Origin of the sequence: Rhodococcus sp. ACS1 (genome assembly GCF_002300155.1) — a bacterium.
Lineage (GTDB): Bacteria > Actinomycetota > Actinomycetes > Mycobacteriales > Mycobacteriaceae > Rhodococcus_F > Rhodococcus_F koreensis.
This window is the reverse complement of sequence record NZ_NSDZ01000017.1, coordinates 38,833-54,596: the sequence shown is the minus strand read 5'-3', so window position 1 is coordinate 54,596 and position 15,764 is coordinate 38,833. Positions and strand designations below refer to the sequence as shown.

General features: G+C 66.3%; 12 protein-coding genes. 6 read left to right on the top strand and 6 right to left on the bottom strand.

Annotated elements, in window-relative coordinates:
• Positions 1–156 precede the first annotated feature (156 nt).
• The 6 genes from CJ179_RS50080 to CJ179_RS50055 all read left to right on the top strand — a co-directional run bounded on the left by CJ179_RS50080 (position 157) and on the right by CJ179_RS50055 (position 8,134).
• Complete coding sequence (locus tag CJ179_RS50080; RefSeq protein ID WP_095866484.1) at positions 157–1,287, top strand: NAD(P)-dependent alcohol dehydrogenase; 1,131 nt, start codon at positions 157–159, stop codon at positions 1,285–1,287.
• 25 nt (positions 1,288–1,312) lie between these two features.
• Positions 1,313–2,872, top strand: a complete 1,560-nt coding sequence (locus CJ179_RS50075) for a class I adenylate-forming enzyme family protein (RefSeq protein ID WP_257016453.1) — start codon at positions 1,313–1,315, stop codon at positions 2,870–2,872.
• Between the two features lie 86 nt (positions 2,873–2,958).
• Complete coding sequence (locus CJ179_RS50070) at positions 2,959–3,417, top strand: PEP-utilizing enzyme (protein ID WP_257016452.1); 459 nt, start codon at positions 2,959–2,961, stop codon at positions 3,415–3,417.
• A gap of 45 nt (positions 3,418–3,462) precedes the next feature.
• On the top strand, positions 3,463–4,899 hold the full coding sequence (locus tag CJ179_RS50065) for a hypothetical protein (RefSeq protein WP_095866481.1): 1,437 nt from the start codon (positions 3,463–3,465) through the stop codon (positions 4,897–4,899).
• A 92-nt stretch (positions 4,900–4,991) separates the two neighbouring features.
• Positions 4,992–5,612 (top strand): hypothetical protein, encoded by a 621-nt coding sequence (locus CJ179_RS50060; RefSeq protein WP_095866480.1) that lies wholly within the window; start codon positions 4,992–4,994, stop codon positions 5,610–5,612.
• A gap of 14 nt (positions 5,613–5,626) precedes the next feature.
• Positions 5,627–8,134: a pyruvate, phosphate dikinase gene (locus tag CJ179_RS50055; protein WP_218834960.1), complete on the top strand. Its 2,508-nt coding sequence runs from the start codon at positions 5,627–5,629 to the stop codon at positions 8,132–8,134.
• A gap of 193 nt (positions 8,135–8,327) precedes the next feature.
• Here the strand turns inward: CJ179_RS50055 and CJ179_RS50050 are convergent, their stop codons facing one another.
• The 6 genes from CJ179_RS50050 to CJ179_RS50025 are packed head-to-tail and all read right to left on the bottom strand — an operon-like array spanning position 8,328 to position 15,752.
• Positions 8,328–10,562: a helix-turn-helix domain-containing protein gene (locus tag CJ179_RS50050; protein ID WP_095866479.1), complete on the bottom strand. Its 2,235-nt coding sequence runs from the start codon at positions 10,560–10,562 to the stop codon at positions 8,328–8,330.
• 22 nt (positions 10,563–10,584) lie between these two features.
• A complete protein-coding gene (locus tag CJ179_RS50045) occupies positions 10,585–11,622 on the bottom strand; it encodes an alcohol dehydrogenase catalytic domain-containing protein (RefSeq protein WP_095866478.1) in 1,038 nt (345 codons plus the stop codon).
• On the bottom strand, positions 11,619–12,938 hold the full coding sequence (locus CJ179_RS50040) for a malate dehydrogenase (RefSeq protein ID WP_095866477.1): 1,320 nt from the start codon (positions 12,936–12,938) through the stop codon (positions 11,619–11,621). The genes CJ179_RS50045 and CJ179_RS50040 overlap by 4 nt, the downstream gene beginning before the upstream one ends.
• Complete coding sequence (locus CJ179_RS50035; protein ID WP_073366703.1) at positions 12,935–13,570, bottom strand: hypothetical protein; 636 nt, start codon at positions 13,568–13,570, stop codon at positions 12,935–12,937. Before CJ179_RS50035 ends, CJ179_RS50040 begins: the two co-directional genes overlap by 4 nt.
• On the bottom strand, positions 13,567–14,376 hold the full coding sequence (eutJ, locus tag CJ179_RS50030; protein WP_095866476.1) for an ethanolamine utilization protein EutJ: 810 nt from the start codon (positions 14,374–14,376) through the stop codon (positions 13,567–13,569). Before eutJ ends, CJ179_RS50035 begins: the two co-directional genes overlap by 4 nt.
• Positions 14,376–15,752 carry an aldehyde dehydrogenase family protein gene (locus CJ179_RS50025; RefSeq protein ID WP_095866475.1) on the bottom strand — a complete coding sequence of 459 codons (1,377 nt, stop codon included), beginning with the start codon at positions 15,750–15,752 and terminating at the stop codon, positions 14,376–14,378. Before CJ179_RS50025 ends, eutJ begins: the two co-directional genes overlap by 1 nt.
• Between the last annotated feature and the right edge of the window lie 12 nt (positions 15,753–15,764).

The window sequence follows — 15,764 nt, the reverse complement described above, 5'->3', positions numbered from 1 at the left end:
TTCGGCGGACACAAGCAGTCCGGCATCGGCGCCGAGAACTCGCTGCACGGACTCGCCGAATACACCAACCACCAGACCATCACGCTGAACAAGGTCCCCGACGCGGTCTCGTAAACCCTCCGCGCCCGACCATCTTTCGAATAGGACAGTGCAACTATGAAGACCACAGCAGCCGTCCTGCGTGCGGCGCAGGAGCCGTTGTCGCTCGAGGAACTCGACATCGACGAGCTACGCCCCCGCGAGGTCTTGGTGCGGATCGTCGGATCCGGTATCTGCCACACCGACCTCGGGATGATCGCGACCGCGGAAACCGACGCGGCCCCGATCGTGCTCGGTCACGAAGGATCGGGAATCGTCACCGCGGTCGGACCGGAGGTCGACAGCATCGAGCCCGGCGATCACGTGGTGCTCTCGTACAACTTCTGCGCCGAGTGTGACAACTGCGCGCGCTCACTTCCGATGCACTGCCGGGACTTCGTCCCCCTCAACCTGGTCGGTGCGCGCCTGGACGGCTCGAGTGTCCTCAGCTCCGGGGGCGAGCAGGTACGCGGACACTTCTTCGGGCAATCCTCGTGGGCGACCTACGCGGTGGCGAACGAGCAGAACTGTGTCCGCGTCGCCCGCAATCTGCCGCTCGAGTTGCTCGCCCCTCTCGGTTGCGGCATCCAAACCGGTGCCGGGGCGGTGCTGAACACTCTCAATCCGGAGGAGGGGTCGTCGATCGCGATCTTCGGGACCGGATCGGTCGGGCTCGCCGCCCTGTTGGGGGCGGTGGTCGCCGGTTGCGGCACCATCATCGCCGTCGACATCCAGCCCGCCCGTCTGGCGACGGCCGCCGAGCTGGGTGCCACCCACACCATCAACTCCGCCGAGGAGAACGTGGTCGAGCGGATCCGTGAGATCACCGGCGGAACCGGAGCACAGTATTCGGTTGACTGCATCGGCCTGGCGGACGTCGTGCGCAGTGCACTCGAATGTCTGCAGTCGCCCGGGGTCTGCGCCACCGTCGGATTCCAGGGCATCCCGAACGAAATCTCTTTCGACCAGGGTCACCTGCTGTTCGGGCGCAGTCTGGTCGGCGTCATCGAGGGCGACGCCATCCCGCAGGAGTTCATCACCCGAATGATCGACCTCTACCAGGCCGGCAAATTCCCCTTCACCAAGCTGATCGACACCTTCGAGTTCGATCAGATCAACGAGGCGATCGACGCCGTCCACCATGGAAAGGTCACCAAAGCGGTCCTCACTTTCGGCGACCGCGCCAATCACGGGGAAAACGGTGAGTAGTCGCGTCGCGGCAACCCAGCCGTCGGTGGGACCGAGCGATATCCTGCCCTACGCCGCCGCGCGGCATCCGGACAAGATCGCCCTCGTGGTCGGGCACACCCGACTGACCTACCGCGACCTCGACAGGATGTCGGACGCCGTCGCCGACGCCCTGCATGCCCGGGGGATCGGAGCCAACGGGGTGTGCTCGCTGTATGGACAGAACAGCTGGGAATGGATCGTCTCCTACCACGGCATCCTCAAGGCCGGAGCCGTCGTCAACCCGATCAATGTCATGCTCACCGGCCCCGAGCTGGCCTTCGTCCTGACCGACTGCGGATCCGGCGCCCTGTTCACCGGCGCCGCCCAGGCCGCCACCGTCGACACCATCCTCGCCGAGGTCCCCTCGCTGGAGACGGTCTGCCAATTCGGTGACCCGGACGAATCGGCTTCCGCCACCGGCGCGATCTCCTTCACCGACCTGCTCGCCACCGAGGCGAGCGAGCCGCAGGACTCCCGACCGCGACCACAGCCAGAGGACCTGTGCAGCATCGGCTACACCTCGGGAACGACCGGACACCCCAAGGGGGCCATGCAATCCCAACAATCCGTGCTCCTCAACTGCGCGCTGACCGCCACCATGCACGGCCGCACCACCGACGACGTCGTGGTTACCGCCCTGCCGGGCGCACACGTCTACGGCAACGTCGCCATCAACAGCACCTTCCTCGCCGGAGGCACGGTGATCCTGATGGAACGCTTCACCCCGGGTGAGGCGCTGCGTCTGATCGAAGGCGAACACGCGACCCTGTTCGAGGGCGTACCCGCGATGTACTCGATGATGCTCGCGGACCCAGGCTTCGACACCGCAGATCTGTCCACACTGCGAGCCGCCACCATCGGCGGCCAGACGTTCGCCCCGGAACTCCTCGCGCGGTGGCAGAACCGGGCGCCCGTCCCGGTCCTCGAGCTGTGGGGGATGACCGAACTGTCCGGACTCGGCACGACCCACGCGGTCCACGCACCCCCGGTGCCCGGTTCGATCGGAGTGGCCCTCCCCGGCCTCGAGGTCAGGATCGGCCCGATCGATGGCACGAGCGGCGAGGTTCCCGCCGGTGAGCATGGTGAGCTGCTCGTTCGCGGCCCGCTGGTGATGCTCGGCTACTACGGTCGCCCGGACGCCACTGCGGAGGCGGTCACCGACGACGGGTGGCTGCGCACCGGCGACGTCGCCTACGTCGACCACACCGGACACTTCTTCATCGTGGACCGGCTCAAGGACATGATCGTCACCGCCGGATACAACGTGTACCCGGCGGAGATCGAACGCGTCATCGGCGCCCACCCGGACGTCGCGCTGGTCGCGGTCGGAGGCCGTCCCGACCCCGTCAAAGGGGAGGTCGCCGTCGCGTATGTCGTCCCCGCACCGGAGGCGAACCTGCTCCCGGAAGACATCATCGAGCACTGCCGGGGCCAGCTGGCCGCCTACAAACGACCCCGAGAGGTGGTCTTCGTCGATGCCCTGCCGACTACCTCGTCGGGCAAGCTCATGCGCCGCAAGCTCGCGGAACTCGACGGTGACCGAGGCATTGTCCGCGAGAGATAATGGTCATACAGAAAGCTATCCGCAGCGCCCGTGCGGCGGTCACATCACGACAGGCATTGTGATTAGCGCAACATAGCAAGTTCTACGTGATCGAGACCACGAAACTCGATTCGATCAAAGGAGTACCAATGCAGGTTGTAGCCGAAGGGTTCAATGCCTTCGAGACGCAGAAGAGCCCGAAGGGTGAGGTCAAGTTTCTGGGCTCGCCCAAGGACGTGATCGAGGTCGTGCGGTCCGGAAAGTTGCAGGACTACATCCTGCTCGTTCGCGGTGGCACGACGACCTTCCTGACTCCGGCATTGAGCATGGGTGCTTCCGGCGTCATCACGATGTCGGGCGCGCCCGAGTCCCACCTCGGCATTCTCTCGCGTGAGTTCCAGATTCCCTGTGTGATGACCGCGCACCTGACCTCGAGCGATTCACGCTACGTCGTGGGCAACACCGACGATGCGCACTTCGAGGAGATCGCCGACACCCTGATCGGCAAGACCGTCCAGTTGCACTGTGATGACGAGGAGATCGGGCGCGTCAGCATCGTCAGCTGACCCGTTTTCCGACCACACACCATGGGCAGAGAGGAACAACCCCACATGAGTCTCGAAATGACACCCGGTGTCCGCTCGACGTACAAGCAGCGCTATGAGCCGAACGATGACGGTCTGCGGTTCCAGGATCTGGTCTTCGAGGGCAACTTCGTCGGCCAGGAGCCACTGCGCGACGGCATCCTCGGTGACAAGGTGCAGAAGCAGCGCGCCAAGAGCAAGGTCCTCGAGAAGGTCAGCAAAGAGGACGTCCTGGTCGACCAGTTCACCCTGGACGAACTCAACGACCTCAACAACTACCTGGCCTGGAACATCTGGGACGTGCTCGTCATGCGTGCCACCGAAGGTGTTTCGGGCATGATCCCGCGCCAGGAATACGAGATCCTCGCGTTCATGCACCAGTTCTACCGGTGGCCGGAGATTCTGCGCATGACCACCGACGAGGTCGGAGCCCAGGGCATCTTGGACATCGGGGCCTCGGCGCGGCGGGAAATCGGCACCAAGGTCAACGCGGTGCACGACTGGTCGATCGGCGCCGTCGGCTTCGGCATGGGCCGCTGCGGTCTGCTTGCACTCGAGGCGATCGGACCCGACGACTACATCGAGGAGAGCAACGAGCTCCTCAAGTTCATGCAGCGGATCCAATTCGGCAAGCGCCAGGACGGGTACATCCTCAACTCGCAGGACCGCTACCGCTGCCAGATCCACGAGCCGGACTTCCTCGAGGGCATCATCAACCAGCTCGAAACACTGGAGCCGGGAAGCCCCAAGCACGAATCCTTCACCCGCTTCAACGCGGCCGCCGAACTGCTGTCGTTCCTCGACCACATGGACTGCCGGCTCGGCCTCGGCGACACCGGACCGTACGAGCTGCCCAACGGCAACATCCTCATTCTCCGGGACCTGTTCGTCAACGAGCCGATCTTCCACTGGTCCGATGTGTGCGACGACGCAGGCCTGCCGCACGCCTACACCGTCGCGCTAGAAATCGACCCGGAAATACTGGGTCTGCAGGAAATTCGCGTCAACGACATTTCCACCACCTTCACCCGGCCGAAGAACTACATCCCCGCCATCGTCGGTGGCGCAGTCTTCGCCCGCGAGCAGTGGGACACCCCGATGTCGGATGTGCGCACCATCAAGATCGACGACCTGGGCGGCGAGCTGCCCAAAATCCAAGACGCCACTCTCAAGATGTACGGAAAGATCTCTCGGATGTGCCGCCGGGACCTGATCTGGGCCGGCCAGTACGTCTACTACGTAGACATGATTCTGCCGTACCTGCGTAAGGCCGGAACGTACGAGAAGGCATGCGACGAATACCAGCTCTGGGAAGTTGACCAGCGCGTGTCGAACTACTACTACGACATCAGCAAGCGCGGATTCGCGCAGGAAGTCGTTCCGCAGAAGATCTTCTCCGGCCAGGGCTACCTGCCCTTCGGGGAAGGCGCGGATCTGCGCCGGTCGAAGTACCGCTGGCTGTAGAACCCGTTCACCAGACACCGGGGCGGCGGGACCGACATTGTCGGCGTAGGCACCTGCGCCCCGCCGCCCCCGTTCGATCGTTGGGAAACAACATGACTCAAACCCTGCTCGACAAACGTCTCTACGACGTTCTCAACGCCGTGGCGCTCAAGAAAATGGCGACCGCGGCCGCTGTTGCGGAAATCGTCAACCTCAGCACCGATGAGGTGCGAGGGATTTTCACCGAGCTCGAAGACGGTGATCTGGTCGCGCTCATGGGTGAGACGGCCCTGCCCACCGACGCGTCCGGCCCGGTGCTGGTTGATTCCGCGGCCGCGATCTACGGACCCCTGCGCGACGATCCGTCGGTGCTGCAGGTGGCCGACAAGTTCGAGGAGGTCAATTCTCGTTTCCTGCGCACCATGTCCTCCTGGCAGCAGATCGAGGTGGGCGGACGCAAACTCGCCAACGATCACAGCGATTCCGCCTACGACGCGAAGGTGGTCTCCACCATCGAGCGCCTGGTGTCCCGGCTCGAGGGGCTGCTCGAAGCCCTCGGCGAAAAGGACGAGCGCTTCCGCACCTATATCGGTCGCTTCGAGCGTTCCCTGGGAAAGGTCGACGCCGGCGACATCGCGTTCGTCTCCGATCCGACCAAGGACTCGGTGCACAACGTCTGGTTCGAATTCCACGAAGACTTGCTGCGCACGCTCGGTCGCGCACGTAAGGAGTGAACAAGGTGAGCTCTGTGACTGTTACGACTGGACTGACCCGAGGGTTCAGTGAACCAGGTGAAATTGACCGGAATGTTCTCGGCGGCAAGGGCTACGGCCTGGTCGAAATGACCCAGGAAGGGTTGAACGTGCCCGGCGGGTACGTCATTTCCACCTCGGCCTGTCACGACTACCTCGAGCACGGTTCCATGACGACGGACCTGATCGAGGAAATCCACGGCCGTCTGAGCGAGCTCGAACAGGCGACAGGCAAGACCTTCGGCGGCGGCCCCTTCCCGTTGCTGCTGTCGGTGCGCTCGGGTGCGCCGGTGTCGATGCCGGGGATGATGGACACCGTCCTCAACCTCGGGCTCGGCCGCGATGCGGCGATCGCGCTGGCCGACGTCACCGGGGACACCCGCTTCATGGCGGACGTGCTGTTCCGGTTCCACGGGATGTACGCCGAAACCGTGATGGGGGCGCTCGAAACCCCTGACCGCGACGACCTCGCCGCACTGATCGACGGCGTCCAGGCCGACAGCCAGCCCGGACCCGTCTACGACCGAGTATGGGAGCGCTGCCAGGCACTGCTGCGCGACGAACTCGACGAGGAAGTTCCCAGCGATCCCCGCGCTCAACTCATCGGCGCCGTAGAGGCCGTCTTCCGCTCGTGGAACACCCGGCGCGCCGTGAAATACCGTGAGGTGCACAAGATCCCGAACGACCTCGGAACCGCGGTCGTCGTGCAGTCGATGGTGTTCGGCAACCTCGATCAGGACTCGGGATCGGGTGTGGTGTTCACCCGCAACCCGGTCACCGGTGAACCTGGACTGTTCGGCGAGTTCCTGGCAGCGAGCCAGGGCGAGGACGTCGTCGCCGGTATCCGCACCCCGGACCCGGTGACCGCGCTGCGCGACCGGCTTCCGCACGTGTACACCGAACTGGAAAATACCTGCGCCGAACTCGAACGCCGCCGCGGTGACGTTCTCGACATCGAGTTCACTGTCGAGCGCGGCATCTTGTACATGCTCCAGGTCCGCAGCGCCAAGCGCACCGCCCAGGCCGCGATCCGGATAGCGGCGGACCTGCTCGCCGAGCAGGTCGTGACTACATCCGGTGCCCTGTCGGCCCTGACCCTCGACCAGATCCGCCAGGTTCAGCGCCCCGGCTTCGACCCCGATGCCTACGCCCGCGCCCGCGAGGACGGGCGGCTTCTGGCCACCGGCGTGGGAGCTGCTCCCGGGCACGTGGTCGGCGAGCTCTACTTCGACTCCGACGCCGCACAGCAGGCGGTCAAGGAAGGCAAGACGGTCATCCTGGCGCGGCCGGTGACCAGCCCGACAGATCTGCACGGCATGATCGCCGCCGATGGCATCCTCACCGCGACCGGTGGTTCGACCAGTCACGCCGCGGTCGTGGCGCGTGCGCTGGGGACAACGTGCGTCGTGGGATGCGGGGCGTTGGATATCGATCCTGCCGCGGGCACCATGCGGGTGGCCGGCAAGACCCTGACCATCGGCGATGTCGTCTCCCTCGATGGTTCGTCGGGTGAGGTGATTGCCGGTGAGATCGAGCTCAGTGAGCCGGCGGCCGAGGACGACCGTCTCTCAGGGTTGCTCGAACTCGCTCGTGCCCGCGCCGGCGCGCAGGTGTTCGCTCGGGCGACGACCCCCGATCAGGCGTGTCAGGCGCTCGCGCGCGGGGCGACGGGGCTGGTGGCGGGAATCGACGATGTCCTGGCCACCACCGGGCACCTCGACGGGATCATCTCCACGCTGCGCGAGGGTGAGATCAGCGATGCCAGTGCGGCCCTCGAGGCGGCCGTGGCCACCGAGTTCTCGAAGCTGTTCGCCGGTGCGAGCGTGTCCGAGTTCGGGGTGCGGGCGATCGACTTCCACGCCGACGAATCCAGCGAGCTGCTGCGCACGGCCGAGTTGTTCATCGCGCATCCGGAATTGGCGTTGCCGCTCGGGTCCGAGGAGATCCTGTCCGCACAGTTGCGTGGCATCGCCACGGCATTGCAGAGCGCGGACACCGAACTGCGCGTGCACTTCACGGTCCGCAAGATCGCCGACGGCGGTGAGATCGCCGCGCTGGTCGCGCTACGGGACAGTCTGCCCGACGCCGAGCGGGTCGAGATCGGTGGTTACCTCACCAGCCCACGCGGTATCGCGTCCATCGACGCAATCGCCGAACACAGTGATGTCGTGTGGATCGAACTGCGGGTGCTGCAGGCGGCCGTGGCCGGCATCTCGGCGCGGCACCTGCTGACCAGCGAGCCGCTCGATTCGTATCTGCGGCGGGGTCTGATCACGGTTGATCCTCGCGTCGAGATCGACGATCAGGTCGGTGCGCTGGTGGACACCGTAGCTGCGGTCCTTGCCCAGGATCCCGGGCGACGGGTGGGGATCCGGTTGAGCGGATCGGTCTCGGCGGAACTGGTGCAGTCCCTGCAGGAGCGCGGGTTCACCCGCTTCGGCGTCGACGGTGACGAGGTGCGGCCGTCGATCCTGGCTCTGGGGCAGCGAGACCGCCGGAACTAGCCTGGCCGGGCGTCCGAGGGTGGTACACGGTGGCCGATTGCAGGTCATTGTGTGCCATCCTCGGGCAATTGCGCGCAGGACCACCCGGGACGGTGGGGGAGTTGTGGAGCGTCCAGAACAAGCGGCGGGCCACAGATCGAACTGGCGACGGGTGGTGTGTGGTGAATACCCGGACCGGGACCACACACCACTCTCAGCCGAATGGCGGGTGCGATTGGCCATCCGTATCGCTGACCGCCTCGGTCACCTGCAACAGTCGCAGTGCCAGGTCGGCGCGCATCCGATCCGCGTGTTGCGACAGGTCCAGATTGGTGAGTTTGCGGATCAGCTCGAGCCGGTAGGCGAGGGTCTTGGGATGGACGAAGAGCCGCTCTGCGGCATCCTTCTGTGAGCAGTTGGCGTCGAAGAAGGTGCGGAGAGTCTTGAGGAGGGACCCGTCGGACTGCTGGTCGTACTGGAGCAGCGGCTCGGTCACCTCCTTGATGAAACCCTGCAGGTCGGGATTGTCGCTGCTCCCGAGTAGAAGCCGGACGATCCCGAGTTCGTCGTACAACGACACCGTTCCCAGCCGACGGGAGGCGGCGTGCGCGGTCTTCGCTTCGCCGAAGGCCGCCGGATAATCGGCCGGATCACTGCGTGCTGAACTGACCCCCCAGGTGATGCGCAGGTCCGGGTGGCACTGCGTAGTGACCTTGTTCAATTCGTCCAGCAAGGCGCGGGCACGTTCACGGTCCTTGATCGGGGCGAGGGCCACGATCCAATTTCCTCGCACACTGGTCAACGTCAACGGCGCGGGAGTGGTGCAGCCGCGAACACCGTTGAGAACGTTGCGCCGCAAGGCGTCCGCGGACGAAGTGGTCCACCCCTCTTGGGCGGCAATGGTGTCGGCGTTCTCGAGCACCCCGTAGACGACCCGGTGAAAACCCTTGAGCCGGACCCCCATCTGATGGGTGCGGCTGCGGGCGGCGGACCGTTGTTCCGTTGTCCCCTCCATCAGGTCCCAGAGCAGCTGGTCGAGTGCTTCGGCGCGTGCGGCGCTGGCCGCGCGCTGCTGGAGCTGGGTGAGCGAACAGACCATGGCGGCCTGTCCGCACGCGACCTCCATGATCTCGGCGTCCTCGTTGCCACCGATCAAACAGACTGCACCGTACTGATTTTCGGCGGCGACGACCGGGTGGGCCCAAATGGTGCGGCCATCGCGTGCAACGAGCTTGGTCGCTCGTTGTGGAAGGGCGCCGTTTCGGCCGGCCACGTCGTCAAGCAGATCAGCGGCGTCGAAGGCACGAGGAAAGGTGGCCTCGATTTCGCCGGTGTCGGAGATGATGGCAACATCGCAGCCCAACTCGGTTCCGACGGTGCGGGCGACGGAGCTGGTGACGGCGGAGTTGGCGAGCACGATCTCGATCAACGAATGCTGCAGCGTGGAGGAACGGTTGAGTAGACGTAGTTGTCGTTCGAGGGAAATGCGGGTGTTGTCGAGTTCGTCGACGGTGGCGCGTTGGGCGTCGTAGAGCCGGCCGTTCTCGATGGCGATGGTGGCGAGGTCGGCCAACGCCACCAGCCTCCGGACGTCGCGGTCGGTGAACGACGAGTAGCGGCGCCGCCACACCTCGAGGACACCGATCAGGTCACCGTGCACCACCAGTGGCACGGCCAGCGCCGAACGAGTCGCTTCCTGTTCGGCGAGGGACATGAAGTCCTTGCTGATCGTGGCGTCCTGAAGGTAACTGTCGATCCTGGCGACCTTCCCGGTTTCGAAGACAAGTCCAGCCACCCCCTGGCCTTTCTTCATCCGCAGCCGCGCGGTGTCGACCACCCGGTGCCCGGCGCAGCTGCGCATGCGCAGCTCCTCATCCTCCCGAAGGAACACGCCGCAGATGTCCGATTCGGACATTCGCAAGGTCTGGGTGGTGATGTTGAGAAGCACCTGGTCGAGGTCCTGGGCGCTGAGAATCTGGTGGGCCACGGTGCGCATGACCTCGGCCTCGTCGTCGAGGGCTGCAAACTCCTCGGTGGAGGCATGCGCCTGGGCGGTCAGATAGATCCAGACGCACAGCTGGGCCAGAAGGACGCGGTGCGCCGCGACCATGTCATCCGGTACAGCCGGGTCGACGACGACGGCGACGTTCCCCACCGTGGCCGCGCGCGGCACGAGCGGCCCGGCGGCGCATTCGAGTGCGGCCAATTGGGTCTGGTCGGCGCGGGCTTCGGTACCAGCGAGGACGGACCAGTCGAGGTCGTGACGCTGGAAGACGGTGACCGGGAGGCTGCTGCCGAACGCTGTCACGACCGCTTCAGCGGCATCGGCGGCGGTCTCCGGCAGAGTCGCCAGCAGCTCCCGAAGCCGCTCGACGGGAAACGCCCCGTTCAGAATCGGGCTGAATGGGGTGGCCTCGCGTGACCGCTGAGAGCTTCTCGGGTCGTCCATTTCCGCCTCGTCGGTAGTGTGCCTAGGACACTTCGATGACTGCCTTCAGCGTACGGCGCTCGGTCATCGCTTCGTACGCAGCGGGCGAGTCCTCGAGGCCGACTCGGAGGTCGATGATGACGGTCGGGTCGATCGCCCCGGAGGCCACCAAACCAGCGAGCTGGTCACGATCGCGGATCGCGTTTCCGATTGCGAAGCGCAGCGTCAGCTCGTCGGCGAACGCCCGTCCCACCGGCAGCGGCCAGGTCGATTGTTGATGAACTCCGACCGAGACGACGGTTCCGCGGCGGCGGACCAACCCGAACGCGGTGTCGAGTCCGCGGGGGCCGCCGACAGCCTCGATGACGGCATCGGCGCCGCGCCCATCGGTCAGGGCGTCGATGAGGGGGCGAGCGTCCTCCGGGGACGCGACCAGGGCACCATGCGCGTGGGCGATCGCTCGCCGCTCCGCGACCGGCTCGACCAACACGACCGGCCCGGCCCCGCAGGCCTGCGCGGCGAGGCTGGTCAGCTGTCCGACCGGACCACCGCCGATGACCGCGACGGTATCGCCGGGCGAGATGTCACACCGCTGTACCGCCGCGTATCCGGTTGCCAGCACGTCCCCGAAGAACAGGGTGGCCTCGTCCGAGACTCCGTCCGCGATGGGATGCAGGACGACGTCGGCGTGCGGTACTCGGACTATCTCTGCTTGAGCGCCGGCCAGTGCGGGACCGAAAGCCTCGCCGGTGCCGAAGAACTGGCGCTGACCGCACTCCCAGTGGTTGCCGTGGCGGCACCACCAGCAGTGCCCGCACGCGGTGAAGTCGGCGCCGCTGACGCGATCTCCGGACGCAAAGGTGCGCACCGCGGATCCGACCGCGACGAGGGTGCCGGTGAACTCGTGTCCGAGTACGGCTCCATGGTGCATGCCGTCGGGATGGCCGATCGTGTGCAGGTCGGTTCCGCAGATCGCTGCCCGATGCACCTTGACCAGAGCGTCTGTCGGATCGACGAGAACGGGATCGGACACACTGGAGACCTCGACGGCGCCGACCCCAGCGAACACCACCGCTCTCATGACGGGGCCGGTATTCGCTCGAGGTCGGCCACCCGTTCAGCGATCCGGGTAGCGGCCGTGCGCACTGCCGTCAGTTCGTCCGCCGCCAGCGGCAGCTCGACGATCTCCCGCAACCCGGTGCGGCCCAACCGGGCCGGCAGACCGACGTAGCCGTCGGCGATGCCGTACTGCCCGTGGGCACGCACGGTGGCGGCGATGATTTCGTCGGAGTTGGTCGCCATGGCCAAGACCATCCGGGCGGCGGAGGCACCTGGGGCGAAGAAGGCGCTACCGGATTTGAGGAGTCCGACGATTTCGGCGCCGGAGTTGCGGGCCCGGTCGACCAGTGCGGTGACCTTCGCCGGCGGCAGCGCGTGGGTGATCGTGGTGCCTCCCACCCGGGCTTGGGAGAGCGGGATGACCATCTCGTCGCCGTGACTGCCCAACGCCAAGGCGCTGACTGTCGACGGGGAGGAGTCGGTGGCCAACCCGGTCAACGCCTGGAAGCGGGAGCTGTCGAGCACTCCGGCCATCCCGATGACCCGTTCGGCGGGCAGCCCGGAGGCGCGCCAGGCGTGGTGGGTCATCTCGTCGAGCGGGTTGGTGACCACCAGCAGCACCGTCTGGGGCGAGATCGCGGCCGCGTCGCGGGCGATGCCGCCGACGATGGCGGCGTTCACCTCCACCAGGTCGGTTCGGCTCATCCCGGGTTGGCGGGCACGGCCTGCGGTGATGACCACATAGTCGGCGGACCCGGCCTCCGCGAGGCTGGTGACGCCGCGGACCTTGGTGTCGAAGCCGAGCAGCGACGTCGAATGGGTCAGATCCAGCGCGATGCCCGCCGCCAGGCCTTCGGCGATATCGACGAGGACGACTTCCTCGATGATGTTTGCCTCGGCGAGCTTCATCGCGGTGATCATTCCGACATGCCCGGCGCCGACGACCACCACTCGCTTGACCGACTTTCCGGTGCCTGTGACCTCGGGGCGTCGGAGGCGGGGCTGATGCAGCGCGGCAGGTGCTACGGAGGGATGCAGCGGCGCCCCGCGCCGGTACAGAGCCGGGGCCGGCGGCTTCAGCGGCGCCGGGGGAGTGGACGAGCCGTTCGAGGACGGGGGAGTGAACACCGGTGTCACCAGGGGGGATGCCGGGGAAGTCGCCCCGTTTGAGGTGGCCGGGGCGACTGGGGCAGTGGCCGGGCGGGCGGTGGCGACGACGATCGTCACTCCCCGTTCGCGGGCCAATTCCCGTGCGAGCGGGGTGACGATGTCTTTCGCGCCGACAACCAGCTCGCCGGTCCCGGCGGACTGGACCGCGTCGACACCGAAGACGGTCATCGCCGGGCCTCCTCGGTCCCTTCGAGGGATTCGAGCGCGGCCACCGCGGCATCGCGGGCGGTGGCGACCTCGCTTTCGCTGCCCGCTAGGAACAGGCGACCGAACCGTCCCACGGCGCGGATCTCGATGACGTCGATGTCGGCGGCCTTTTCCGCTTCGTTCGCGGCTAGCGACACATACGCCGCCGGGGCGACTTCCATGACGAACAGGCTCGATCCGGGCATCAGCAGGGTGCCCTTGCGCCACTTGTTGAGCAGCTGCGCCTGATATCCGTGCACGTTGGTGATGAACTGGGTCGATGCGACGACCGGCTTGATGCGGTCGGTTTCCTTCATCCCGAGCGCGTCGAGCAGGGCCTCCCCGGCCGCGAGAACTTCCGCCTGGTGCTCGGAGTGGATTTCGAGTAGCCCGAATTCGCGTTCGATGATCTGCAGGGCGGGACGTACCCCCGAGGATTTCAGCGCAATGTCCGCGGCGCGGAACACCTCGTTGCCCGGGGCCATCTCGACGAACAGTTCCGCCATGCCGGCCAACGGCGGGTCGCCGGGGCTGGTGGCGGCGATGTGCGCCGCACACTGCGGCTGCATTCGATCGATGAATGCGTACGTCCGGAGTGTTGCTGTGCCTGTCATGACGCGTACCTCGCGATTCCCAATGGAGTGATGAGCAGTGCGTGCGGATAGGCCCGCACACGCCGGCCCAGGTATTTGCTGATGGTCGTATCGGCGCCCGGAAGCATCAGGGCGCCGCCGGCGAGATGGAGTTCGAGGTGTTCGGCGCCTCGGGTCAGATCCCGGATCGAGGCACCGATCCGCTCGATTCCCGGTCGCAGGATCGCGAGGTAGTCGCCGCTACCAGCACGTTTGCTTTCCTCCGCCTCGGCTACGGTGACCCCGAGGGCGCCGGCGAGGATCAGATCCAGGTGGTGTCCTCCGCCTGGGCGATCGTCGAGGGCGGCCAGGTTCCCGGCTTCGAAGACCCCAACCCCGGTCGACCCGCCACCGACGTCGATGACCACCCCGTCGGTCACCTCGAGGGTCTTGTTGGCGGCGCTGACCTCGTCGACCAGGATGACCTCGTCGAAGCCCGCGCCTTCGAGGACGAACCGGCAGGCCCGACTGTCGGCCTCCCCGATGCACGGGGGATAGGCGGTGGCCGCGTTGATCAGCTCGACGCCGAGTTCGTCCTCGGCGGTCGCTTTCAGCTTCCGCACGGCCGCGGCCGCGGCCGCGAAGTCCACGACGACCCCGTCGCGGATGGCGGCGGTGCGGTCGAAGTCGATCCACACCGGATCCCCGGCGGCATCGACCACGGTGATCACGCAGGTGGCGGTGCCGAGGTCGATGCCGGTGTGCAGATCACCGTCGTGATTCGTTCGGGCGGAACGGATGCGCTGATGTGCCTGCTCGAGTGTCTGCGCGACCATCTCGAAGGACATCAGTCGAACACTCCACGCCACGGCCGGGCCTCGTGAGCGATGCGCTTGATGTTCACCAGGTGTAGCGGGGTGACGTTGTCCGAGCAGATCGACCCGCTCCACGTCCCGGTGCCGATCTGGAAGGAGGGATCGACGTTCGTCGAGTACCCCATCCCACCGAAGAGGGCGGGAGTGTTGACGACGATGCGGCCGGCCGGCAGCTCTCCGAACTTGGCCACCACCTTCGGATCGGAGCTGTGCACGGCCACGGTATGTCCCTCACCACCCAGTGCCAGGATCTCCCGGCAGCGCCGCCACCCCGCCTGGTAGTCCGCCTCCCGGTAGATGGTCAGCACCGGACCGAGGATTTCCCGTGAGAGCAGGGCATGGTCACCGACCTCGGTCATCTCGGCGGCCAGCACCTTCGTCGTCGCCGCGACAGTGAACCCGGACATCTCGGCCAGCCGGATCGCGGACTGACCCACCGCGTTCGCGCGCAGTCCACCGCGCTCGTCGAACAGCGTCTTCGTCAAGGCGGCCTGTTGGTCCGTCGTCAGCCAGGCGGCACCGGCGCGGGAGAGTTCCCCGACGAACTGATCGGCGACAGCGGTGGCGACCACCACGGATTGCTCGGCGACACAGGCGGTGCCATTGTCGAAGGACTTCGAGGTCACGATCATCGTCGCCGTCTCCGCGAGATCCGTCACCGATGAATCGACGTACGCCGGGACGTTCCCAGCGCCGACCGCAATGGTCGGTTTGCCGCTCGAGTAGGCGGCCGCGACCATCGCGGGACCACCCGTGGCAAGAACCAGACGGATATCTCCGTGCCGCATCAGCTCCCGCGTCGCCTCCAGGGTGGGCTGTTGCAGGCAGGCGACCAGACTCTCCGGGGCACCGGCACGCACCGCCGCCTCCGCCATGATCTCCGCCGCCCGGACCGAGCACCGCGCCGCCCGCGGGTGCGGCGCATGCACCACGGCGTTGCCCGACTTGACCGCGGCCAGACTCTTGAACAACACGGTGGCCGTGGGGTTGGTGACCGGGATGATCGCAGCGATCACGCCCATCGGAGACCCGACGGCGGTGACCTTGTTCTCCTCGTCGGCCCAGAGCACGCCGACCGCGCGGCGTTCGAGCATCCAGTCCGCCACGAAACCGGTGTTGAAACGGTTCTTGATGATCTTGTTTTCGTAGACGCCGTAGCCGGTCTCGTCGACCGCCATCCGGGCGAGTTCTTCGGAGGCGGCGTAACCCGCTTTCGCCATGGCCCGAACGATGTTGTCGAGCCACTGCTGGTCGGCACCTTCGATCGCGTCGAATGCCTTCTTCGTGGCGGAAACCTGCGCGCGAACATCAACCAGCGCCGCCAGGTCCGCGTCAAGCGTTGTTGTCACGGTCTCCTACCT

Excerpts from the sequence above, each read along its gene's own strand:
- CJ179_RS50080 (WP_095866484.1), top strand. The coding sequence starts at position 157 with ATGAAGACCACAGCAGCCGTCCTGCGTGCGGCGCAGGAGCCGTTGTCG.
- CJ179_RS50065 (WP_095866481.1), top strand. The coding sequence starts at position 3,463 with ATGAGTCTCGAAATGACACCCGGTGTCCGCTCGACGTACAAGCAGCGC.
- CJ179_RS50060 (WP_095866480.1), top strand. The coding sequence starts at position 4,992 with ATGACTCAAACCCTGCTCGACAAACGTCTCTACGACGTTCTCAACGCC.
- CJ179_RS50050 (WP_095866479.1), bottom strand. The coding sequence starts at position 10,562 with ATGGACGACCCGAGAAGCTCTCAGCGGTCACGCGAGGCCACCCCATTC.
- CJ179_RS50045 (WP_095866478.1), bottom strand. The coding sequence starts at position 11,622 with ATGAGAGCGGTGGTGTTCGCTGGGGTCGGCGCCGTCGAGGTCTCCAGT.
- CJ179_RS50040 (WP_095866477.1), bottom strand. The coding sequence starts at position 12,938 with ATGACCGTCTTCGGTGTCGACGCGGTCCAGTCCGCCGGGACCGGCGAG.
- CJ179_RS50035 (WP_073366703.1), bottom strand. The coding sequence starts at position 13,570 with ATGACAGGCACAGCAACACTCCGGACGTACGCATTCATCGATCGAATG.
- eutJ (WP_095866476.1), bottom strand. The coding sequence starts at position 14,376 with ATGTCCTTCGAGATGGTCGCGCAGACACTCGAGCAGGCACATCAGCGC.